Genomic DNA, 18,976 nt, shown 5'->3' with positions numbered 1-18,976 from the left:
GGCCTCTTTTTTATATTTTTTGGAGTGAACAATGAATCGGTTAATTAAATTTTGTTTTATTGCTTGTTTAACACTCGCGTTTAACGCACACAGCGAACAAACATTGGGCGGGCAATATAAAGAATTAGGTCCGTGGCAAGTACATTACATTGCCTTTCCATCAACCTTTATTCAGCCACAAATCGCCAAAGCATATGGGCTTGAACGCAGTGGCTATAAAGGGATTGTTAATATTTCTGTGTTAAAAAACAATCCAGAGAACACAGCTCAAAAGGCAACGTTATCTGGCACAGCTAGAAACCTACTTGGTAATAAACAAACGCTAAACTTTAAAGAAGTAATTGAAGGTGAGTCAGTTTATTATCTTGCCCAAGTCGACTTTACAAACGAAGAAATACTGCGCTTTGAAATTGAAATACAGCAAAATAATCAATTTCAAACATTGCAATTTCAGCAAAAATTTTACGTAGATAAATAATATTATGAACAAAACTTTAGTCCTTGCCACGGGCAACCCTGGCAAAGTAAGTGAGCTGGCCAACATGCTAAGCCCACTTAATATTAATGTAGTTCCACAAAGTGATTTTAACGTTGGCGAAGTAGCAGAAACGGGCACTACGTTTGTTGAAAATGCCATTATTAAAGCTCGCCACGCAGCTAAAATTACCGGTATGCCAGCAATTGCTGACGATTCCGGCTTAGAAGTTGATGGCTTAAATGGTGCACCTGGTGTTTACTCTGCTCGTTTTGCAGGACAAGGCGCAAGCGATCAAGATAACATAGACAAGCTATTAGCTGAGCTTGCCAATAACCCAGTGCGTAGCGCCCGCTTTTGGTGTGTGTTGGTATTAATGCGCCACGCAGACGACCCGACTCCACTCATCTGTAGTGCGAGTTGGGAAGGTAAGATTACAAAAACTCAACATGGTGAAGGTGGCTTTGGATACGACCCCGTTTTTTATGTTCCGTCACTTGAGTGTACAAGCGCCGAGCTTACAAAAGCACAAAAAAATGCAGTGAGCCACCGCGGTCAAGCATTGCAGGCTTTGCTAAATGAGCTAAAATTAAAAGGCGGCCTGTGACTCTTCCTCCTTTAAGTTTATATGTGCACGTACCTTGGTGTGTGCAAAAGTGCCCCTATTGCGATTTTAATAGCCATGGACAAAAAGGTGACATACCAGAAGCCGAATATGTTCAGCATTTAATAGACGATTTAAAAGCCGACTTACACTTAGTGCAAGGGCGCAAAATTCACAGTATATTTATTGGTGGCGGTACGCCAAGTTTATTAACTGGTGATGCTTACACACGCCTACTAAGCGAAGTAGATAGCCTTATAGGCCTCGCAGATAACTGTGAAATAACCCTCGAAGCAAACCCAGGTACAGTAGAAACAGGCCGCTTTAAAGAGTACGTAAAAGCGGGTATAAACCGCATTTCAATTGGCGTACAAAGCCTGCAAAACGATAAGCTAAAAGCGCTTGGCCGCATTCATGGTGCTAACGAAGCAACTCATGCAGCAGAGCAAGCCAAAGAGGCTGGTTTAAATAGTTTTAATCTTGATTTAATGCACGGCTTACCAGGGCAAACCCTAGACGATGCATTAAGTGATTTAAAGCAAATTATTGCGCTCGATCCCCCACATATTTCGTGGTACCAACTCACTATTGAACCTAATACTCAGTTTGCATCTAAACCGCCAACACTGCCTCAAGATGAAACTCTGTGGGATATTCAAGAGCAAGGCCAAGCCTTACTTGCAAAGGCAGGTTATATACAATACGAAATTTCAGGGTATGCAAAACCGGGCTATCAATGCCAACATAACTTAAATTATTGGCGGTTTGGCGATTATCTAGGGATTGGCTGTGGTGCTCATGGTAAGGTCACCAATGCAAAAACTGGCATAATTACCCGAACTGAAAAGGTCAAACATCCCCGTGGCTACATGGATATGGTAAAACCTTATTTGTACAAAAGTTGGCACGTTGAGCAAGACGATTTGGCCTTTGAGTTTTTTATGAATCGCTTTCGCCTTGTCGAACCATGCCCGATTGAAGACTACAGTGCGCTGACTAATCAGCCATTGCAAAGCCAACAAGCAGCTTTAAATAAAGCCATAAACACCGGTTTATTAATAGAAAAAGACGGTCACTGGCAAGTGAGCCTTAAAGGGCATCGCTTTTTAAATGACCTGCTAGAATTGTTCGTATAATGCATTGGGCGTTATACGTCATGCAAAGCGAATACATGAAAAATTAAAATACCCTAATGGGTTTCTAACAACAAAAGGGAAAACAATGCGTAAACTTACCTTTATTGCAGCAGCTGTGAGTGTTGCACTCCTTGCTGGTTGCCAACAAGCACCACAACAATCTGTAACAACTCCTATTGTACAAGCGCAACCTGTGCAAAGCGAAATTGACAAAGCCAATGCGTTTTTTGAAGATACCTTTAACCGTGATGTAATGAGCAGCCCGGTTTACCAAACTTACATGGGTATTAAAAAAGATTACGATAAGTGGGATGACGGCAGCGAAGAGCAAAAACTCAAAGACCTAGCTGAAACTAAAGCCGATTTAGTTGCCCTAAACGCAATAAACCGCGACCTGCTAGACGATGCAACAAAAGTAAGCTACGACTTAAAAAAACAAGACCTAGAAAGCTCAATTGCTGACTTTAAATGGCGTTACCACAACTACCCGGTAAACCAAATGTTTGGTACGCACTCTATGGTGCCTGCATTTTTAATAAACCAACATTCAATTAGTAACGTTAAAGAAGCAAAAGACTACATTTCGCGTTTAAATGGCGTGCCTACGGTATTTGACCAATTAGTAACTGACTTAGAAACACGTGCAGATAAAGGCATTATTGCGCCTAAATTTGTGTTTCCACATGTTATTGATTCAAGCAAAAACATTATTCAAGGTGCACCGTTTGAAAAAGGTGACGACTCAACACTTTTAGCAGACTTTAAACGCAAAGTAACCGCACTTGAAATCAGCCAAGATGAAAAAGATGCACTTATTAACGAAGCAACTGACGCGTTAAAATCGGCAGTTAAACCAGCTTACTCAAAGCTTATTAACTACCTAGCACAACTTGAAAAGCGTGCAGATGACCGTGATGGCGCATGGAAATTACCTGAGGGTAATACCTTTTACAATAATGCACTTAAACGTACAACCACCACTGATTTAACTGCAAAAGAAATTCATGCTATTGGCCTATCAGAAGTAAGCCGTATACATGACGAAATGCGTGAAATTAAAGATAAAGTAGGCTTTAAAGGCGACCTAAAAGCGTTTATGCAGTTTATGAAAACTGATAAGCAATTTTACTACCCAAATACAGCTGAGGGTAAACAACGCTACCTTGACGAAGCAACAGCCATGATCGACACAATGAAAGTGCGTCTTGATGAGCTATTTATTGTTAAGCCAAAAGCCGATCTTAAAGTAAAAGCAGTTGAAGCCTTCCGTGAAAAAGCGGCAGGTAAAGCATTTTACCAACAGCCGGCGCCAGATGGTTCACGCCCAGGCATTTACTACGCAAACCTTTATGATATGGAAGCGATGCCAACGTACCAAATGGAAGCATTGGCTTACCATGAAGGTATTCCGGGTCACCACATGCAAATAGCTATTTCGCAAGAGCTTGAAGGCGTGCCTAAGTTCCGTAAATTTGGTGGCTACACAGCCTACATTGAAGGTTGGGGTTTATACTCTGAACTTGTACCTAAAGAAATGGGTATGTACTCAGACCCATATTCAGATTTTGGCCGCCTTTCTATGGAGTTATGGCGCGCGTGTCGTTTAGTAGTTGATACCGGTATTCACGCAATGAAGTGGACTCGTCAAGAAGGGATTGATTACTACGTAAATAACACGCCTAATGCCACATCTGACGGTGTTAAAATGGTTGAGCGTCACATTGTAATGCCTTCGCAAGCAACCGCTTACAAAGTAGGTATGTTGAAAATTTTAGAGCTACGTGAAGACGCTAAAAAGCAACTTGGCGACAAGTTTGATATTCGTCAATTTCACGATGTAGTGCTTAAAAATGGCCCGGTACCACTAAACGTACTAGAGAACTTTGTAAATGAATGGGTAGCAAGCAAAAAAGCTTAACACTCATTCATAGAGTTAACTAAAAGGTCGCTTATGCGGCCTTTTTTGTATTTTGTACCTTATACCTATTCGCAATAATAGGTTAAGCTAAACAAAAAGGTATTTAGAGGCGTAAAATTATGGAGTTATGCATACAATTACTTAACGCACGCATTTCAAAGCATCAGTTAGATGAGCTAGATAATGATTTTAAGCAGTTAAGTCCAGCCCAACAAACACAGCAGCTTAATCATCTTTACGAAAGCGCTTTACGTATGAGTATTAAGTACGACTTTATGCAAAATGTAGCAACACGTATTTTAACAACCAATACGCCACCTGCACCTTTTATCAATCAGTTAACAACCACAGATGCCTTGACGTTTTTTACGCCTGCGCTTAAGGAAAACCAGGGCTTTTTAGCACAAGACACCCAAGGTAATAACGTGTTACACACTGTATTTAAACACGCTAATGCCCAAAAGCTGGCGTTTAATTATGTACGCTCATTAATGTTATTTGAGTCTAACGAGGACCTAGTAAAAGCGCTTGCTCAACCCAATGCTCGAGGCCTAACACCTGTTGCTTGTTATATTGCGTATGCAAATAAACCAAACACACCGGTTAAGCATGAATTTTCAGCGCTGTTAGCTCTGATGGAGATAGAACAAAAACAAAACCCAACAGCTAAACAGCAGCTGGCAAATATATTAAAAGGCATGAGCCTTAACGAAACCAGTATTTTACTTAGTGCTGCATACCTGCAACGCTCAACCGCACAAGTTGCACATTTAGTTAAAGCGGTTTAGGTCGTGGTAACCTTGGTGGATTAAAAGTAGCCCACGCTAAGGGCTACTTTCCGGGGAACGAGATTTATAACCTAGTGAGCTTAATGCCCCCTCCTAACGGCCCTCTTTTCAGCGTATACTTTTGACTATACTCGTTATTAATTATTTATGAGAAATAACTCACCCTGATAGGTTATTCCCTACATAGATACTAACTACACCGCTGTAAATTTAATCTCGAATATTAAATAGCCCTTAGTCGTTTAAGTAGTACTCAACAGTGGTTACTACTCTTACGTTTTTTATTTGTGGTGTATTTGAATCGCGGTTAGTAATACTAAACTGCCCTTGGCGAGCTGTTTTTATTTTGCCTAATTTTGAATTGGAATCTCTTGCAAACTTGTTAGCCACTTCGCGCGCTTTTTCAGTTGCTTGTTGCACCATGGCCGGTTTTACATCGTTTAGGCCTGTGAAAATATACTCAACACGTGTTTCGTAACTATCTTGCACTATGGCAATATTTTGTTTAGCTAATTGGCTTACTTTGCTCAGTGCATTTTGTACCTTGTCTACAGCGCTAGAATACACGGTCATATTTGAACGAACAATGTACCTAAATTGCTGGTTTTCATTGCCGTACTCGCGCGCCTGTTTATCGACAATCGATTGGCTACCAAGTGATATTTCAGCGTCATCAAAACCATGCAGTTTTAAAAATGCGATCACGGCGGCGTTTTTTTTCTCAACCCTATTCACCAACTTTTCAAGGTCGTTATCTGCATCGCTAAATTGCAAAGGCCATATAACAGTATCGGCAATTACCTCTTGCTCTGCTAGCCCTTTAACTTGTACGGTGCGCTCCATTTCTTTTACATTGAGTGCTGCACTTTTTAAAATAAACCCTAAGCTAATTAAGCCTAGGCTTAAAAAAATAGCCGCCAGCACAGTGTGAAAACCAGGTGTTTTAATCACAGAACACTCCTTGATTGATATCAATAATACGCATCTATAAACTCGAAATAACCTCTCAAACAGAGTACATTGAGACAATACATAACGCAAAATTTTAAAGCTAAGGAAACGCAATGAGCCTAAAGCGAATTAGTCAGTTTTTTAACCCAAGCTCAGTGGCAGTAATAGGTGCGTCAAATAACGCCTCTCGTGCCGGTTTTGTCGTTATGCGTAATTTGTTACAAGGCGGTTTTAAAGGGCCGATCATGCCCGTAACGCCAAGCTATAGTGCTGTTCATGGCGTGCTTGCATACTCATGTATTACTGAGTTACCTAAAGTGCCTGACCTTGCCGTTATTTGTACCAATAAAAATACTCTGTTAGACATCATTAGCCAACTTGGCGAGCTTGGCTGTAAAAGCGCTATTATTATTGCCGATGGCTTAACGAATGATCAAAAAAGTACGCTAAAAACATGCGCTCAAACACATAACGTCACTTTGTTAGGCCCTAATAGCTTAGGGCTATTAATTCCCCATATTGGTTTAAATGCCAGCTTTTCTCATACAGTGGCAAGCCCGGGTAAAATTGCATTTGTATCGCAATCTGCAGCGGTATGTTCAACCATATTAGATTGGGCTAAAAATAAAGATATTGGCTTTTCGTACTTTGTTTCTGTGGGTGGGTGTTTAGATATAGATTTTGACGAGCTGCTCGACTTTTTAGGGCGTGATGCAAAAACTAAAGCCATTTTGCTTTATATTGATAACATTGAAGATATTCGTGGCTTTATTTCTGCAGCAAGAGCGGCTGCATTTAGTAAACCCGTTATTGCCATAAAAACAGGAAAAACAAATGCTGGCGCTCTTGCGGCAGAGATCCATAGCGGTGGAAAACAAAGCTCTGATGCCGTATACGATGCGCTCTTTCAACGTGCGGGTATGCTGCGCGTTAACGACCTACGCGAGCTATTTGCAGCAACACAAACACTAGCAATGCACCCAAAATTATTACAAGTTGAACAGCTTACTATTTTAACAAATGGTGGGGGGCCGGGTGTTATGGCGGTTGATGAGCTAATTCAACGTTCTGGAAAGTTAGCGGCGCTTAGTAGCGAAACACGCAGTGCGCTTAATCACGTTATCCCCCGCTCAGAAACAACCTCTAACCCAATTGATATTTTTGGTGACTCAGCACCAGCGCGTTACAAACAAGCATTAGAAATATTATTGCATGCAAAAGAAGTGAAGAACTTACTAATAATACATACACCATCGGCACTGGCGCCAAGTGAAGACTATGCCGATGTTATTGTTCAAGCGCTGCAAACGTTGCCAAAAATGGCTAGTCCTTATGTGTTTACCAACTTTATGGGAGAAGACGCCTCTTTTGCAGCCAGAAAAATATGCGCTAACAATGCAATCCCTACTTATCGAACACCTGAAGGGGCCGTTGGCGCCTTTATGCACTTAGTAACATATCGTCGAAACCAAAAGCATTTAACGCAAACACCTGAGTCAAACACCGACGATGCAAAAATAAATAAAGCCGCCGCTACAGCATTAATCTCTGAATTTTTAGACGAGGAGCAAACCTATTTACCCACTCACAGTGCAAGCCAGATATTAAGCCACTACGGTGTTGAATGCATTGAAACTAAAGTAGCTTACACCCCAACCGAAGCTAAAGAGCAAGCCATTGAACTTGGCTTTCCGGTCGCACTTAAGCTCATAAGCCCAAGTATTGCTTCAAAGTCTGAAGTCGGTGGCGTGGTATTAAACCTAAATGATGCAAGTGAAGTTGAACAAACGGCTTTTGCGATGCTGATTCGTATTAAAAATACTTACCCAGATGCGACGATTGATGGGTTTTCCTTACAAAAAATGGCCCCTCGTGCAGGTGCTAATGAATTGCGTATTGCCATTAAAACAGAGCCTAATTTTGGCCCTGTTATTTTACTTGGCGAAGCAGGTACCGGGCTTGAATACGCTCAAGCTGCAGTAGCCCTCCCTCCTCTTAACATGAACCTAGCTAAGTATTTAATTGCCGCAGCTCACGATAAAGGCGTGCTTAAAGATCGCATTTTGCCCGAAAAGGTCGACAAATATCGTTTATGCGCGTTGCTCACACGGATTTCGCAACTGGTTATCGATCAACCCGATATCAGCGCAATGGAACTTAATCCTATTCTTGCTAGTAATGGGCAGTTTTTAGTGCTTGATGCCACCATAACCCTAAATAAATACCAGTCAAAAAGTAACCGTAAACGATTGTGTATTCGCCCTTACCCAATTGAGCTTGTTGAAATAGTAACCCTTAAAAATAATACCCAGGCAACGCTAAGGCCTATTAAACCTGAAGATGAACAGGCCCATAAGGCATTTGATCAATCACTTAATAAAGAAGATCGTTACAAACGCTTTTTTGGTGAGTTACCTCAGTTTAATCATGACCAACTCGCAAAAATGACTCAAATTGATTACGACCGCGAAATGGCATTTATTGTTTGCCAACGCTCAGAGGGAAAAACACGTACCTTAGGGGTTTCGCGTGTAATTATGGACCCTGATAATATACACGCAGAATTTGCTATTGTTGTTCGTTCTGATTGCCAAGGCCTGGGCCTTGGACGAATATTAATGAACGCAGCAATTAATCACTGCAAACGCCAAGGCATTGAATGGATTGAGGGCATAACATTACCAGAAAACACAGGGATGATTGAACTCGCCCGTAAGTTGGGCTTTAAAGTTAGCCGCGATTTTGAAGAAGGCAGTATTAACATGGTACTCAACACAAAATAATACAACGCTCAGGCAAGGCGCAAAGCGCCTATACCTGGGTTTATGAGGTTTAATGTTTTTTAGCTCTCGCTAAACGTACCTTGCCAGTCACGTGTTATAAGCGCAGGAACATCTAAACTAGGCACCGGCTTACTAAACAAATAACCTTGAAAATGTTTACACCCTAACGCGCTTAAAAATGTAAGTTGCTGCTTACTTTCAACACCTTCCGCTACGCACTCTTTTCCTAAACTATGCGCCAGTGTGAGTGTTGATTCAATAATGGCCTCATCATCAGAGTCAATACCAATGTCTTGAACAAAGCTTCGGTCAATTTTAAGCACATCAATAGGAAAACGCTTTAAATAAGTAAGCGATGCATAACCAGTCCCAAAGTCGTCCATATACAGCTTACAGCCTAGCTCTTTTAACTTTTTCATACTTTGCAGTGCAAGGCTCGAGTCGCGCATTAAAATAGATTCGGTTATTTCAAATACAATCGCCTCCGATGGCACATTAGCATTAAGAAGTGCTTTTTTTATCTCTGGCACGAGCTCTATAAACTCAAAATCTAAAGCCGATAAGTTAATTGATAAATACAACTCGGGCGATACTTTTCGCCATTTATTAAGCTCTGTTAATGCTCTTGCAAATGTTTGCAGCATTATTTTAGTTATTAACCCAACACCTTCAGCCGCAAGAGAAAACTCCTGCGTTTCAATAAGCTTATTTTCAGGCCAACGTAGTAAAACCTCAAAGCCCTCTGTTGTATAGGTTTGGGCATTTATAATAGGTTGATAGTAATTACAAAACTCATGCTGTTGATAAGCTTTTGTCAGCTGCGATTCTAAGTGAAGCGCTTTTTGGACATGCTTATTCATTTCTTGTTTATAAAATTGATAATTACTCTCAAGCGCCCCCTTGGCATGGTAAAGCGCAATATTAGCGGCCTTCAGCAACGCACTACTTTGCGTTGCATCATCGGGAGAAATAGCAACACCAATGCTTAAATTAATATTTACCACTTGCTCGTTAATACTGATATTTTGGTTCACGCAATCCATTAGCTTTGTGCAAATAAGTAGCACTTCTTCAATTTGTTGAATATCTTCAACAAGCACAACAAATTCGTCCCCCCCAAACCGTGCGATACTGTCTGAGGAACGCAATGAACACTTTAATCGCTCGGCTACTTTTTTAATAAGTTCATCGGCGGCCTCATGCCCAAGTGAATCATTAAAATATTTAAAACGCTTAATATTAATATGTAATAAAGCAACTTTGCATAGGTGCTTTTGAGCTTGCTCAAGAGCATGTTCAACACGGTCATTAAACAGGGTACGATTAGGTAATCCCGTTAAAACATCAAAATTAGTTAATTGGTGTAACTCACTTTCGGCCAATTTTTGTGCGTGTATATCAGTTAAAATTATCACGTAACTACTTAAACGTTGCTCTGTATCGGCAACCGCGCTTATTTTTACTAACACATGACGCGTTTCGCCGTTATGAAGACACACAGTGTCTTCGCAGGAAAAATGCTCTCCCTCCGAAAGCTTTTTCATAATACGTAAGTAATCAACACGATTTTTTGGCGACATCCCCAAGTGTAGCGTTCGGCTTGAGGTGGGTTCTGCAGCAAAGTTAAACGCCGTTTGTAACGACTTATTAGAGGCACGTACATTAAAGTTTTTATCGAGAATAAATACCCAATCACGGGTCTGCTCAAACGCAGCGGTAAATAAGCGAGCATGTTCTTCGTAAACCATCTCACGGGTCATATTAGTGTATGTACCCGCTACTTTTTGGGGCGTTCTTTCATCCCACTCAACCACTTTGCCAAAGTCTTTATACCAACGCCAATAGCCTTTGGCATGACGCACACGGTATGTGCAGTTAAAGTAGCCCTTATCGGTAGATAAAAACTCTAGCCACTCTAAACGAAATAATTGCTTATCTTGAGGATGTATTTTAGCTAAATATTCATCTAGGTTAACAGTATCGTTATTGTAACCAAGCTCATTACTTAAGCGAGGCTGGTAAATACTTGGATTACTTGACTGCCAATCCCATACACCCGACTCACTGCCCTCTAATGCGAGTTTTAAGCGCGACTCACTCTCTTTACTTTCTTTATGAGCGGCTAACAAAATACGTTGAATTTTATTACGTCGCCTTACCCACATTGCAATAAAAAATAAAAATAACGCGGCATACAGCACCATAAAATAAGGAGCGCGCCAAAGGGGATATTTAACCTTTATTTTTAATGTTGCAGGCTTGGTATAGCTTCCCGTTAACGGGTCTTTTGCCCATACTTTTAATGTATAGTTACCCGGGTTTAACTTAGGAAAAAGGACCCGGTTATTGTTACGCGCATAGGTTTTTTGCCCGTTATCGAGTTGATACTCGTAAATAATGCGTTCTTGATTGCTAAAAGCCATTGCAGAAAAAGCCACTTCAAGACCAATATCATCGTGGTTTAATATTATTTCATTGAGGGGCTGTTTTAAATCGCGGGATAATTCTCGCGACATTAAATTTACTCGTGTAATATTTACATGCTCTATTAGTGGTTGGTAACTTTGGTTTTCCATTGGATGAAAATACGTTAACCCTTTTAAACCGCCATATACAATTCGTCCGTCTTTAAGCTTAGCCATTGCAGAGCTATTAAACTCAGCAGATAAAAGCCCTTCTGCTGTACTAAACTGCTGAAAATGGCGTGTTACAGGATTTAAACGCCATATCCCTTTATGACTGCTCATCCAAATCATGCCATCATCGTCAAGCACCATGCTATAAAGTAATGTCCCTAGTTTGTTTTTATCTAGATCAATAGTATGCACGTGCTCGTAGGTTGATGAGTCAATACCTATCAAGCCAAAGTTAGACAATGAGATCCATAAAACATCATTATTATCTATCACGTATGAAAGCACACTTATCGCAACATTCTCATGCTGCTTAGGTACTTTATAGATCATCTTTAACGCTAAGTTAGTCGGATTTAATTGATATAAAATACCCGCATTAAAAAACAGCGGCCAATCGGGTTTATTTGGTAAAGGAGGTAAAAATCCATGCGCTAAAAACGGGTTAAACTGTGCCAATTCGCCCCCCAATCGAGTGACAATTTGACTATCTATGTTGTAAACAAATGCACCGTGATCACGATGCATAAAGTATAAATCGCCGTTAGGCATTAGAGTAACGCCATGTACCCAGCCAGTTATATGATCTTGGTTTGCTTTATTTTTTGTTTTTGGCTCACTCACTTGATAAGTATTTGGGTCAAAAATGAGTAAACCTCGGTTTGTATTCAGCCAGAGCTTATTGTTATATGGCATTATTTGCCAAATACTAAAATCGCTGGTGTATAGGTCAGCCTTGTAATCTTTTAAGTAAACCTTGCTGGTATTCGTTTTTAAATCAACTTCAGTTAATCCATTATTTGTCGCAAGCCAAAGCTTTTCGTTAAACTCGGTTATTCCCCATATCGAATGGTGGGATAAACCGTCTCCTCCTAATAAACTGCCATCAACATTATTAAAATGGTATGTATCTTTAGATAGATAAAAAGCACCATCACTTTTTGTAGCAACCCATACCCCCCCTGTCTTATCTTTAGCCATATCAATAATACTGGTATCGGCTAGGGTATACTTACTCTGTGTAATTCGTGTGTTTTTTATCAATTCACCGGTATTTAAATCAAATTTAAATAGCCCTTTATCTGTAGCTAGATCTATTTCACCTTGGTTGTAATCTATCTTCCACACATTAAGGTCGGCCAGTAATACCTTATTTTTAAAGGCAATATCAGGACGCTCAAACATGCTTGGCAAATCGCTAATATCAACCTGATACATCCCCTTTACGGCCCCCACTAATAACTGGCCATTTTCTCCCAACGCAAACGACTTCACGTTGTTTTGATAAATATGATCAGCTTCGCCCTTTAAATGCTGCAGTGGACGGGTTAAATTATTTGCAATATCATAAACATAGGCGCCATGAGTGGTCGCTATAAAAATATAGCCATTGTAATGAAATAAACTTCTTACTAAGGTGTTTTTAAATTCACTGGGTAGCTCAAAAATAGACTCAATAACCCCAGTTTGTACATCAAGTCTTGCAAAGTCTCGGCCTCGCCCAATCCACAAGGAATCTGAGTCTGCAGCCACCATACTAAAAACTGATTGATTAAAAATTTGTTCTTCATTACTGGGGGGATCTAAAAACTGCTTGTAAGTGTCAGTAGTCGGGTCGTATCTAAAAAGCCCCTCAAGTAATGAGGCAATCCATATATATCCATCTAAGTCTTGGTATATACGATCAATTATTGCTTCTTCAAGCTCACCATTAGGGCCATTAATAGGCGTTACTTGATAGCCATCATAACGATTTAAACCACCTTCGGTAGAAAGCCATAAATAACCATTATTATCGATTAGTATGGTGTTAACGTAACTTTGAGATAAACCTTCACTAGGAGATAAACGCTTTACTTGTGCACCAGCCTGGTAACTAAAAATAGTTATTAAAACTACTAAGCAACTTAAAATCCAATTAACGCCCTTACTCATGGTCATTCCATATCGTTTTTTATTTTATGGGTACTCTAGTGCGACAATGTTTCGGTGCTTATACATATCAAAAAGTACGTGTATTTCAGGAGTATATGTTAACACTTGGTTAAAACCAATACTGCGGTATAAATCGGCAATGTTTTTAAATGCAAAGGTATAAACATGCATGTGCTGATGCGTTAAAAGATCGGTTATTAATTGTTTTGCCACCCCTTTTGAACGATGTTCTGGCGCAACATAAACCGTAGATAAAAACAAAAATGTGGTTTTATTTTGTAGCCTACAAGCGGCCACTATGTGTGTGCCTAAATAAATAACCCACACTTGATCTTGCTTATTAGCACGCCCGCTAACTCCATGGACTTTGTAAAATTTATTCACCAAGGGTGTTTTTACTGTGTCTAATAATTGGGTGGTATACATTTTTAACTAAGCATTAATGCTAAATATTGCTCAAACTTTTGCTTTAACACCATTTGCTCCGCAACGGGGCGACTATGGATTGTGTTATAAACTTGCTCACGCGTTTTTTTATTGCGTTTAATTTGATAGGCCCAAAATGAAGCCTCGTAATCGAGCTGTATTTGATATTTTTCTTCACGCGGTAATAAACACAAGTTAAAACTCACAGGTTTTCCTCATTATTTGAATTGTTACAGTTTCAAGAACGGCCCTTGAATTGCTGGGCAAAAACCAAGCATATTGCTATTATACGCGTCTTATTTATTTATCTCAGCTGTAATTGGAAATGATAATGCAAAGACGCTGTAGTATGTTGTTTCTATTAATTAGTTTAATATTTAGCGCAGCCAGTTATAGCAACCAAAATACGCTGACATTTAATCGCCCCGATAACGTCCCGCAGGCAAATTATGTATTAGAGCTCCTTAGTCTTGCCTATAAAGAAATAGGCTACGATATTCACCTTATCGATTTTAGCCCCCAAAATGCATTACGAGCTGCCAATAATGGGGTGCTTGACGGACAACTTGGCCGAGACAGCAGCATAGAAATTGATTTTCCAAATCTACTGCGCGTAGACTTCGAATTATTTAAATTTAAGTTGCTGCTTTATAAAAATTGCCAACAAAGCATATTAGAGCGGCTTGATAATATTGCTATTTTAGCTAATTGCCCAATACAAGCTCAATATATAAAAAATACGCATTTTGATGGCAACGTTATTGAAGTAAAAAATTTAAGCACACAGCTAAACTTACTTACCCAAGGAAAAGTGAAAGGCATATTGTTACTTGATTTTGCATCAGACAACCAGCCAATAAATCAACATGGTCTTTGCTATCAAAAAGAAGTGTTACGTGTAACGCCTGTTTACCACTACTTAAATAAACGACATGCGCACTTAATTGACGGGTTAAAAACAGCCTTAAATAAACTTCACAATAATGGCACCGTTTATGCGCTCAAAGCCAAATATAATATGTATGATTAAAAATCAAAGCCCTGCTGATATATTGCGCTATCACCACCGTGTGCTTGCTGTTTTTTGAGTAAATAACGCTTATAACGCTGTTGGCACAAACTGATGACTTTCTTTTTTTGCGCGTTAGTGAGCGAATTCCACATAAACCGTTCATCACGGCTGCGGTAGCATCCTTTGCAGTACCCCCTATTGTTAACTAAGCAAATACTTTTACAAGGACTTGGAATATCAAATATTTCAATTTGTTGCATCGTATTCGCCGCTCAATTATGGTCTTGTATTTAGTATAGCGTTATTTTTAAACAAAAAAAAAGTAGCAATATTATTGCTACTTTATACACAATTTATTTAACGCTAATAAAGTTAGGGTCTCGTATTTATTTGTGCTTTGCGATGAAATGGTTTGGCGTACATCGCTAATACAAGTGGCTTAAGCTCTTCAGGCACTTGTGACATTCGTTGTTCAAATGTTGCTGTATCTGGAGAGTTAATTACCGATTCTTTACAGCCACCTGCAATGTAATTGCCTGGGTGTAAGTAAAACGAATCCACTATTTGTTGATCAATTGTAGTGGCTAACTCTTCAGCGCTATCACATTGAGATTCAATAGGTAGTCCAAAAGCAAGGTGAACATGACCTTTTGCCGTACTAAAGCCCTCAACAATACTTAAAATATCTTCACCCGCCGACTTGATATATTCACCATGTTGTTGCTTATGATAAAGCTCTTTAGCTTTTGCTATAGCACAAGGTTCGTATTGATAAGAAATAGACACGGGGACTACTTTCAACTCTTTAATATATTCACCAAATTCTTTTTTTTGTTTTCGGCCATTGAGTTGTAGCATTTTTAATAGTGCCGGATCGGTTTGATCGAACCCGTCTTTTGCTCGACCTTCTTTTTGTGCAATCCAGATAGAGTGGCCACCCATTAAAGAGTCATAAATATACGATGATAATTGAGTAAGCGCTTTTAACATTTCTTTAGGTGCTTTAGCAGAGCGTTTAACAATAAAGCTTTTATTTAAACGCATTAGTTCTGTTATGTAAGGTATTTGCAGTAAGTTGTCACCAATTGCAATACGCACCGTTTTCATTTTATGTTGATATAGCCCCCAGTTTACAAGTGCAGGATCAAGCACTATATCGCGGTGGTTAGAAACAAATAAGTAAGCTTGGTTAGGATCTAGCTTGTCTAAACCTGAAAAGGTAACTTTTGAGGTTGTGCGTTTTATAAGTTTATCTAAATATTTAGCAACTTCATTTTGAACATCTTCAACGTTTGTTACTTTTCCCCACTTTTTGCGTAGTTGGCTTCTTACCAATGGGCGGGCAATAAATGGCACTGCTGATAGAAAGCGCGGTAAGTTATACTTAGCAATGACATCTATAAATGCATCATCACTCATTAAACGCGCTAGCGATGCGTTAACCTCATCGTCGTTGTAAGGTCTTATGTCTGCGTACTTGTCTTCTAATTCACTCATTACTGCATCTATAAAGTTAAAAAACGGCACGTAAAATACGTGCCGTTTGCATTATTGGTTCGAGTATAACTCAGGCAAACTAAAATGCGAACTAAGTCAGACTATTGCAATTTAATACACACTAATAAGCAAGCTTAAAAGTACTTATATAACAATAAATTAAGAAATGCTCTTACCAGTTACCTTTCGCTTTGCCTGTAGTGCTATGACAAGCAAACGCAGAATAAGTGCGATTAAAATTACACCACAAACAAAGCTTAGCCAATGGGGTAATACTTGATGCTCTTCACCTAGTAGGGGGGAAACAACGAAACCAAACTCCATTACTAAATAATCCGTTAAAAAACCAAAAATCAACGCAACCCCAATAACCCCTGTGAGATAGGCGAATACAGCACGCTTACCAAGCTCATTAGCAACCACACCTAACGTAGCAATATTTGTTGCCGGCCCTGCGAGCATAAACACTAACACCGCTCCCGGCGATACTCCACTCAATAACAAGCCTGCAGCAATAGGCGTAGATGCAGTGGCACAAATATACATGGGTATACTGATCAAAATCACCACCAGCATAGCCAGAATCCCACTGCCCCAATGTGTTAAAAATGATTCTGGAACATAAGTTTGTACCAATGCGGCAAAGAATAAACCAATCATTAACCAGACCATGGTATCTGATAGTAGTTTATTGCAGCTAAAACTTATCGCTCGTCGTATCTTCTGCGATTGACTTTGCAATGCCTTGTTTGGTTTATCACAGCAACTGGTTTTGACTTCTAGCTCCGCCGTTTTAGACGCACAGCAACTGATTTTTGTTTGCGCATCTGCCGTTGGCTTTGTCTGCTGCCTATCAGTATCTCGCCCCACTAACACACCTGCAACAATAGCACTGCAAATCGCAGCTATGGGACGAATAATAGCCATAAACGGACCTAATAACGCATACGACACAGACACAGAATCAACCCCCGTTTCAGGCGTCGATACTAAAAACGCTGTAGTCGCACTTTTTGAAGCTCCTGCGCGTCTTAAGCCTATTGCAGCAGGTATAACACCACATGAACACAACGGCATCGGTGCTCCAATTAAAGCCGCTTTCACTGTGGTCAAAAAGCCTTCTTTACCCAAATGTTTATTTAAAAAATTGGCCGGTAAATACACATTTAATAACCCAGCAATCAACAAACCCAGCATTAACCAAGGGGCAGATACTAAAAACAACTGCCAAAAATTATTAAGTAAGTCCATCGATGTCCTCCAAGGTTGTTAATATTGAACAGTTATCAGCGGGCTCTTGTCCGCCACAGCACTTATCAGCAAGTACCGATAGCGATTGATGAAAACGTGTTAGCTCAGCAATGCGCTCTGCAACTAGATCACGCTTTTGTATCGTTAAATCTTTCACTTCATGGCACGAATGCTGGTGCTTTTTAAATTTTATTTGCAGTAACTCTTTGATCTCTAACAAGCTAAAACCAACATTTTTAGCACGTAAAATAAACTTCATTTGCTTCAGTGATGCCTCACCATAATCACGATAACCGGCTTCTGTTCGAGTTAATGGCGTTAACAAATTATGTTTTTCATAGTATCTTAGGGTATCTGTTGAGACACCTAACTGATTTGCAAACTCACCTATTTTCATTTGTTTCTCCAATGAGTGTATTCTCAACTGATGCCAACTATAAACCTTAGAGTACACACCAAGGTCAAGTATTAAAATTATTTTACTTAATTAGGATACATCATGAAAATTACCGTTCTCGATAACGCCACATTAGCAAATACATCTCTTGCCTGCATAGAGCAGTTGGGAAGCCTTACGACCTATGACCTTACCAGTCCAGAGCAAGTTATTGAGCACAGCAAAGAAGCTGACGTTTTAATTACTAATAAAGTGGTGTTAAATCGCGAAACAGTTAGCCGGCTAAAAAATCTAAAACTAATATGTGTAAGCGCCACGGGCACTAATAATGTCGATTTAGAAGCCGCTAAAGAGCTTGGCATCGCAGTGACAAATGTTGCTGGTTACTCTACACCTTCAGTTGTTCAACACACCTTTTCTTTAATAACAAACCTACTTGGAAATACTCATCGTTATCAAGCTGATTGCCAACAAGGAGCATGGCAAAAAAGTGAGATGTTTTGTCGTCTTGATTACAGCTTTAATGATTTACAAGGTAAAACACTCACCATTATCGGCGGCGGCACGCTAGGGCAAGCCGTTGCAAAAGTAGCTGACGCATTTGGTGCTAATGTAGTTATGTCTGAGCGCAAAGGCGCAGCATGTCGTGATGGCCGAACGCCTTTTGATGAAGCTATTAAAACAGCCGATATAATTAGTGTTCATTGCCCACTAACAGACGATACCCGAGACCTAATCACGCTCAACGAATTTAATATGATGAAGCCCAACTGCCTTATTATTAACACAGCACGTGGCGGTATAATTAATGAGGCCGATTTAACAACGGCACTTGAGCAAAACATTATTGCTGGCGCAGGGGTCGATGTATTAACGAAAGAGCCCGCAGAACATTCAAATCCGCTAGCCAATTATAAAGGGGACAACCTATTACTCACACCCCATATTGCGTGGGCAAGCACTGAGTCAATCGTACGATTAGTTAAAGAAGTAAGTTTAAATATAAAAGCGTTCAAGCAAGGAGAATCTCGTAGCCGCTTAGTTTAGAACTTGTCTTAGCCAAGTAACCTGAGCTCTGAATAGTAAATAACTTAATCAGCGCTTAGGTTAAATAAACTAAAAAATGGTTTTTTTTGCTAATTTTTTTATTTTTTAAAATTAAAAAACAAC

The 18,976-nt window shown here is 39.8% G+C and carries 16 protein-coding genes; 8 read left to right on the top strand and 8 right to left on the bottom strand.

What is annotated here, in order from left to right; translation table 11 throughout:
• Positions 1–31: 31 nt before the first annotated feature.
• From ATS71_RS16715 to ATS71_RS16695, 5 genes are all read left to right on the top strand, one after another.
• The gene (locus tag ATS71_RS16715; RefSeq protein ID WP_058405824.1) at positions 32–478 is read left to right on the top strand and encodes a DUF4426 domain-containing protein; all 447 of its coding nucleotides are present in this window, start codon (positions 32–34) and stop codon (positions 476–478) included.
• A gap of 4 nt (positions 479–482) precedes the next feature.
• A complete protein-coding gene (locus ATS71_RS16710; protein WP_058405823.1) occupies positions 483–1,082 on the top strand; it encodes an XTP/dITP diphosphatase in 600 nt (199 codons plus the stop codon).
• Positions 1,079–2,215 (top strand): radical SAM family heme chaperone HemW, encoded by a 1,137-nt coding sequence (gene hemW, locus ATS71_RS16705; RefSeq protein WP_058405822.1) that lies wholly within the window; start codon positions 1,079–1,081, stop codon positions 2,213–2,215. The genes ATS71_RS16710 and hemW overlap by 4 nt, the downstream gene beginning before the upstream one ends.
• Before the next feature lie 85 nt (positions 2,216–2,300).
• A complete protein-coding gene (locus tag ATS71_RS16700; RefSeq protein WP_006793198.1) occupies positions 2,301–4,133 on the top strand; it encodes a DUF885 domain-containing protein in 1,833 nt (610 codons plus the stop codon).
• Positions 4,134–4,252: 119 nt separating this feature from the next.
• The gene (locus ATS71_RS16695; protein WP_058405821.1) at positions 4,253–4,921 is read left to right on the top strand and encodes a hypothetical protein; all 669 of its coding nucleotides are present in this window, start codon (positions 4,253–4,255) and stop codon (positions 4,919–4,921) included.
• Positions 4,922–5,155: 234 nt separating this feature from the next.
• Here ATS71_RS16695 and ATS71_RS16690 read toward each other — a convergent pair whose 3' ends face one another.
• Entirely contained in the window at positions 5,156–5,872 is a 717-nt protein-coding gene (locus ATS71_RS16690) for an SIMPL domain-containing protein (RefSeq protein WP_010556584.1), read from the bottom strand.
• A 113-nt stretch (positions 5,873–5,985) separates the two neighbouring features.
• Between ATS71_RS16690 and ATS71_RS16685 the strand changes: the two genes are divergently transcribed.
• Complete coding sequence (locus ATS71_RS16685; protein ID WP_058405820.1) at positions 5,986–8,655, top strand: bifunctional acetate--CoA ligase family protein/GNAT family N-acetyltransferase; 2,670 nt, start codon at positions 5,986–5,988, stop codon at positions 8,653–8,655.
• 59 nt (positions 8,656–8,714) lie between these two features.
• Here the strand turns inward: ATS71_RS16685 and ATS71_RS16680 are convergent, their stop codons facing one another.
• Genes ATS71_RS16680 through ATS71_RS16670 form a run of 3 tightly spaced genes read right to left on the bottom strand, consistent with a single transcriptional unit; the run spans position 8,715 to position 13,855 of the window.
• Entirely contained in the window at positions 8,715–13,223 is a 4,509-nt protein-coding gene (locus ATS71_RS16680) for an EAL domain-containing protein (RefSeq protein WP_058405819.1), read from the bottom strand.
• Between the two features lie 24 nt (positions 13,224–13,247).
• Positions 13,248–13,649 carry a GNAT family N-acetyltransferase gene (locus ATS71_RS16675; protein ID WP_058405818.1) on the bottom strand — a complete coding sequence of 134 codons (402 nt, stop codon included), beginning with the start codon at positions 13,647–13,649 and terminating at the stop codon, positions 13,248–13,250.
• A 2-nt stretch (positions 13,650–13,651) separates the two neighbouring features.
• Positions 13,652–13,855 carry a DUF3283 family protein gene (locus ATS71_RS16670; RefSeq protein ID WP_024596204.1) on the bottom strand — a complete coding sequence of 68 codons (204 nt, stop codon included), beginning with the start codon at positions 13,853–13,855 and terminating at the stop codon, positions 13,652–13,654.
• A gap of 125 nt (positions 13,856–13,980) precedes the next feature.
• On the opposite strand from ATS71_RS16670, the gene ATS71_RS16665 reads away from it, so the two are divergent.
• Positions 13,981–14,679, top strand: a complete 699-nt coding sequence (locus tag ATS71_RS16665) for a hypothetical protein (RefSeq protein WP_058405817.1) — start codon at positions 13,981–13,983, stop codon at positions 14,677–14,679.
• Here the strand turns inward: ATS71_RS16665 and ATS71_RS16660 are convergent.
• The 4 genes from ATS71_RS16660 to zntR all read right to left on the bottom strand — a co-directional run bounded on the left by ATS71_RS16660 (position 14,676) and on the right by zntR (position 17,806).
• Entirely contained in the window at positions 14,676–14,921 is a 246-nt protein-coding gene (locus ATS71_RS16660; RefSeq protein WP_058405816.1) for a DUF1289 domain-containing protein, read from the bottom strand. The genes ATS71_RS16665 and ATS71_RS16660 overlap by 4 nt on opposite strands.
• A 112-nt stretch (positions 14,922–15,033) precedes the next feature.
• Positions 15,034–16,158, bottom strand: a complete 1,125-nt coding sequence (locus ATS71_RS16655; protein WP_058405892.1) for a 1-acyl-sn-glycerol-3-phosphate acyltransferase — start codon at positions 16,156–16,158, stop codon at positions 15,034–15,036.
• A 159-nt stretch (positions 16,159–16,317) separates the two neighbouring features.
• On the bottom strand, positions 16,318–17,409 hold the full coding sequence (locus ATS71_RS16650; RefSeq protein WP_058405815.1) for an SO_0444 family Cu/Zn efflux transporter: 1,092 nt from the start codon (positions 17,407–17,409) through the stop codon (positions 16,318–16,320).
• Complete coding sequence (gene zntR / locus ATS71_RS16645; RefSeq protein ID WP_058405814.1) at positions 17,396–17,806, bottom strand: Zn(2+)-responsive transcriptional regulator; 411 nt, start codon at positions 17,804–17,806, stop codon at positions 17,396–17,398. Before zntR ends, ATS71_RS16650 begins: the two co-directional genes overlap by 14 nt.
• A 102-nt stretch (positions 17,807–17,908) precedes the next feature.
• Here zntR and ATS71_RS16640 point away from each other — a divergent pair, with 102 nt between their 5' ends.
• Positions 17,909–18,853: a D-2-hydroxyacid dehydrogenase gene (locus tag ATS71_RS16640; RefSeq protein ID WP_058405813.1), complete on the top strand. Its 945-nt coding sequence runs from the start codon at positions 17,909–17,911 to the stop codon at positions 18,851–18,853.
• The last annotated feature ends 123 nt before the right edge of the window (positions 18,854–18,976 follow it).

It is taken from the genome of Pseudoalteromonas sp. H71, assembly GCF_001468485.1.
Classification (GTDB): domain Bacteria; phylum Pseudomonadota; class Gammaproteobacteria; order Enterobacterales; family Alteromonadaceae; genus Pseudoalteromonas.
This window is presented reverse-complemented; position numbering and strand designations above follow the sequence as displayed.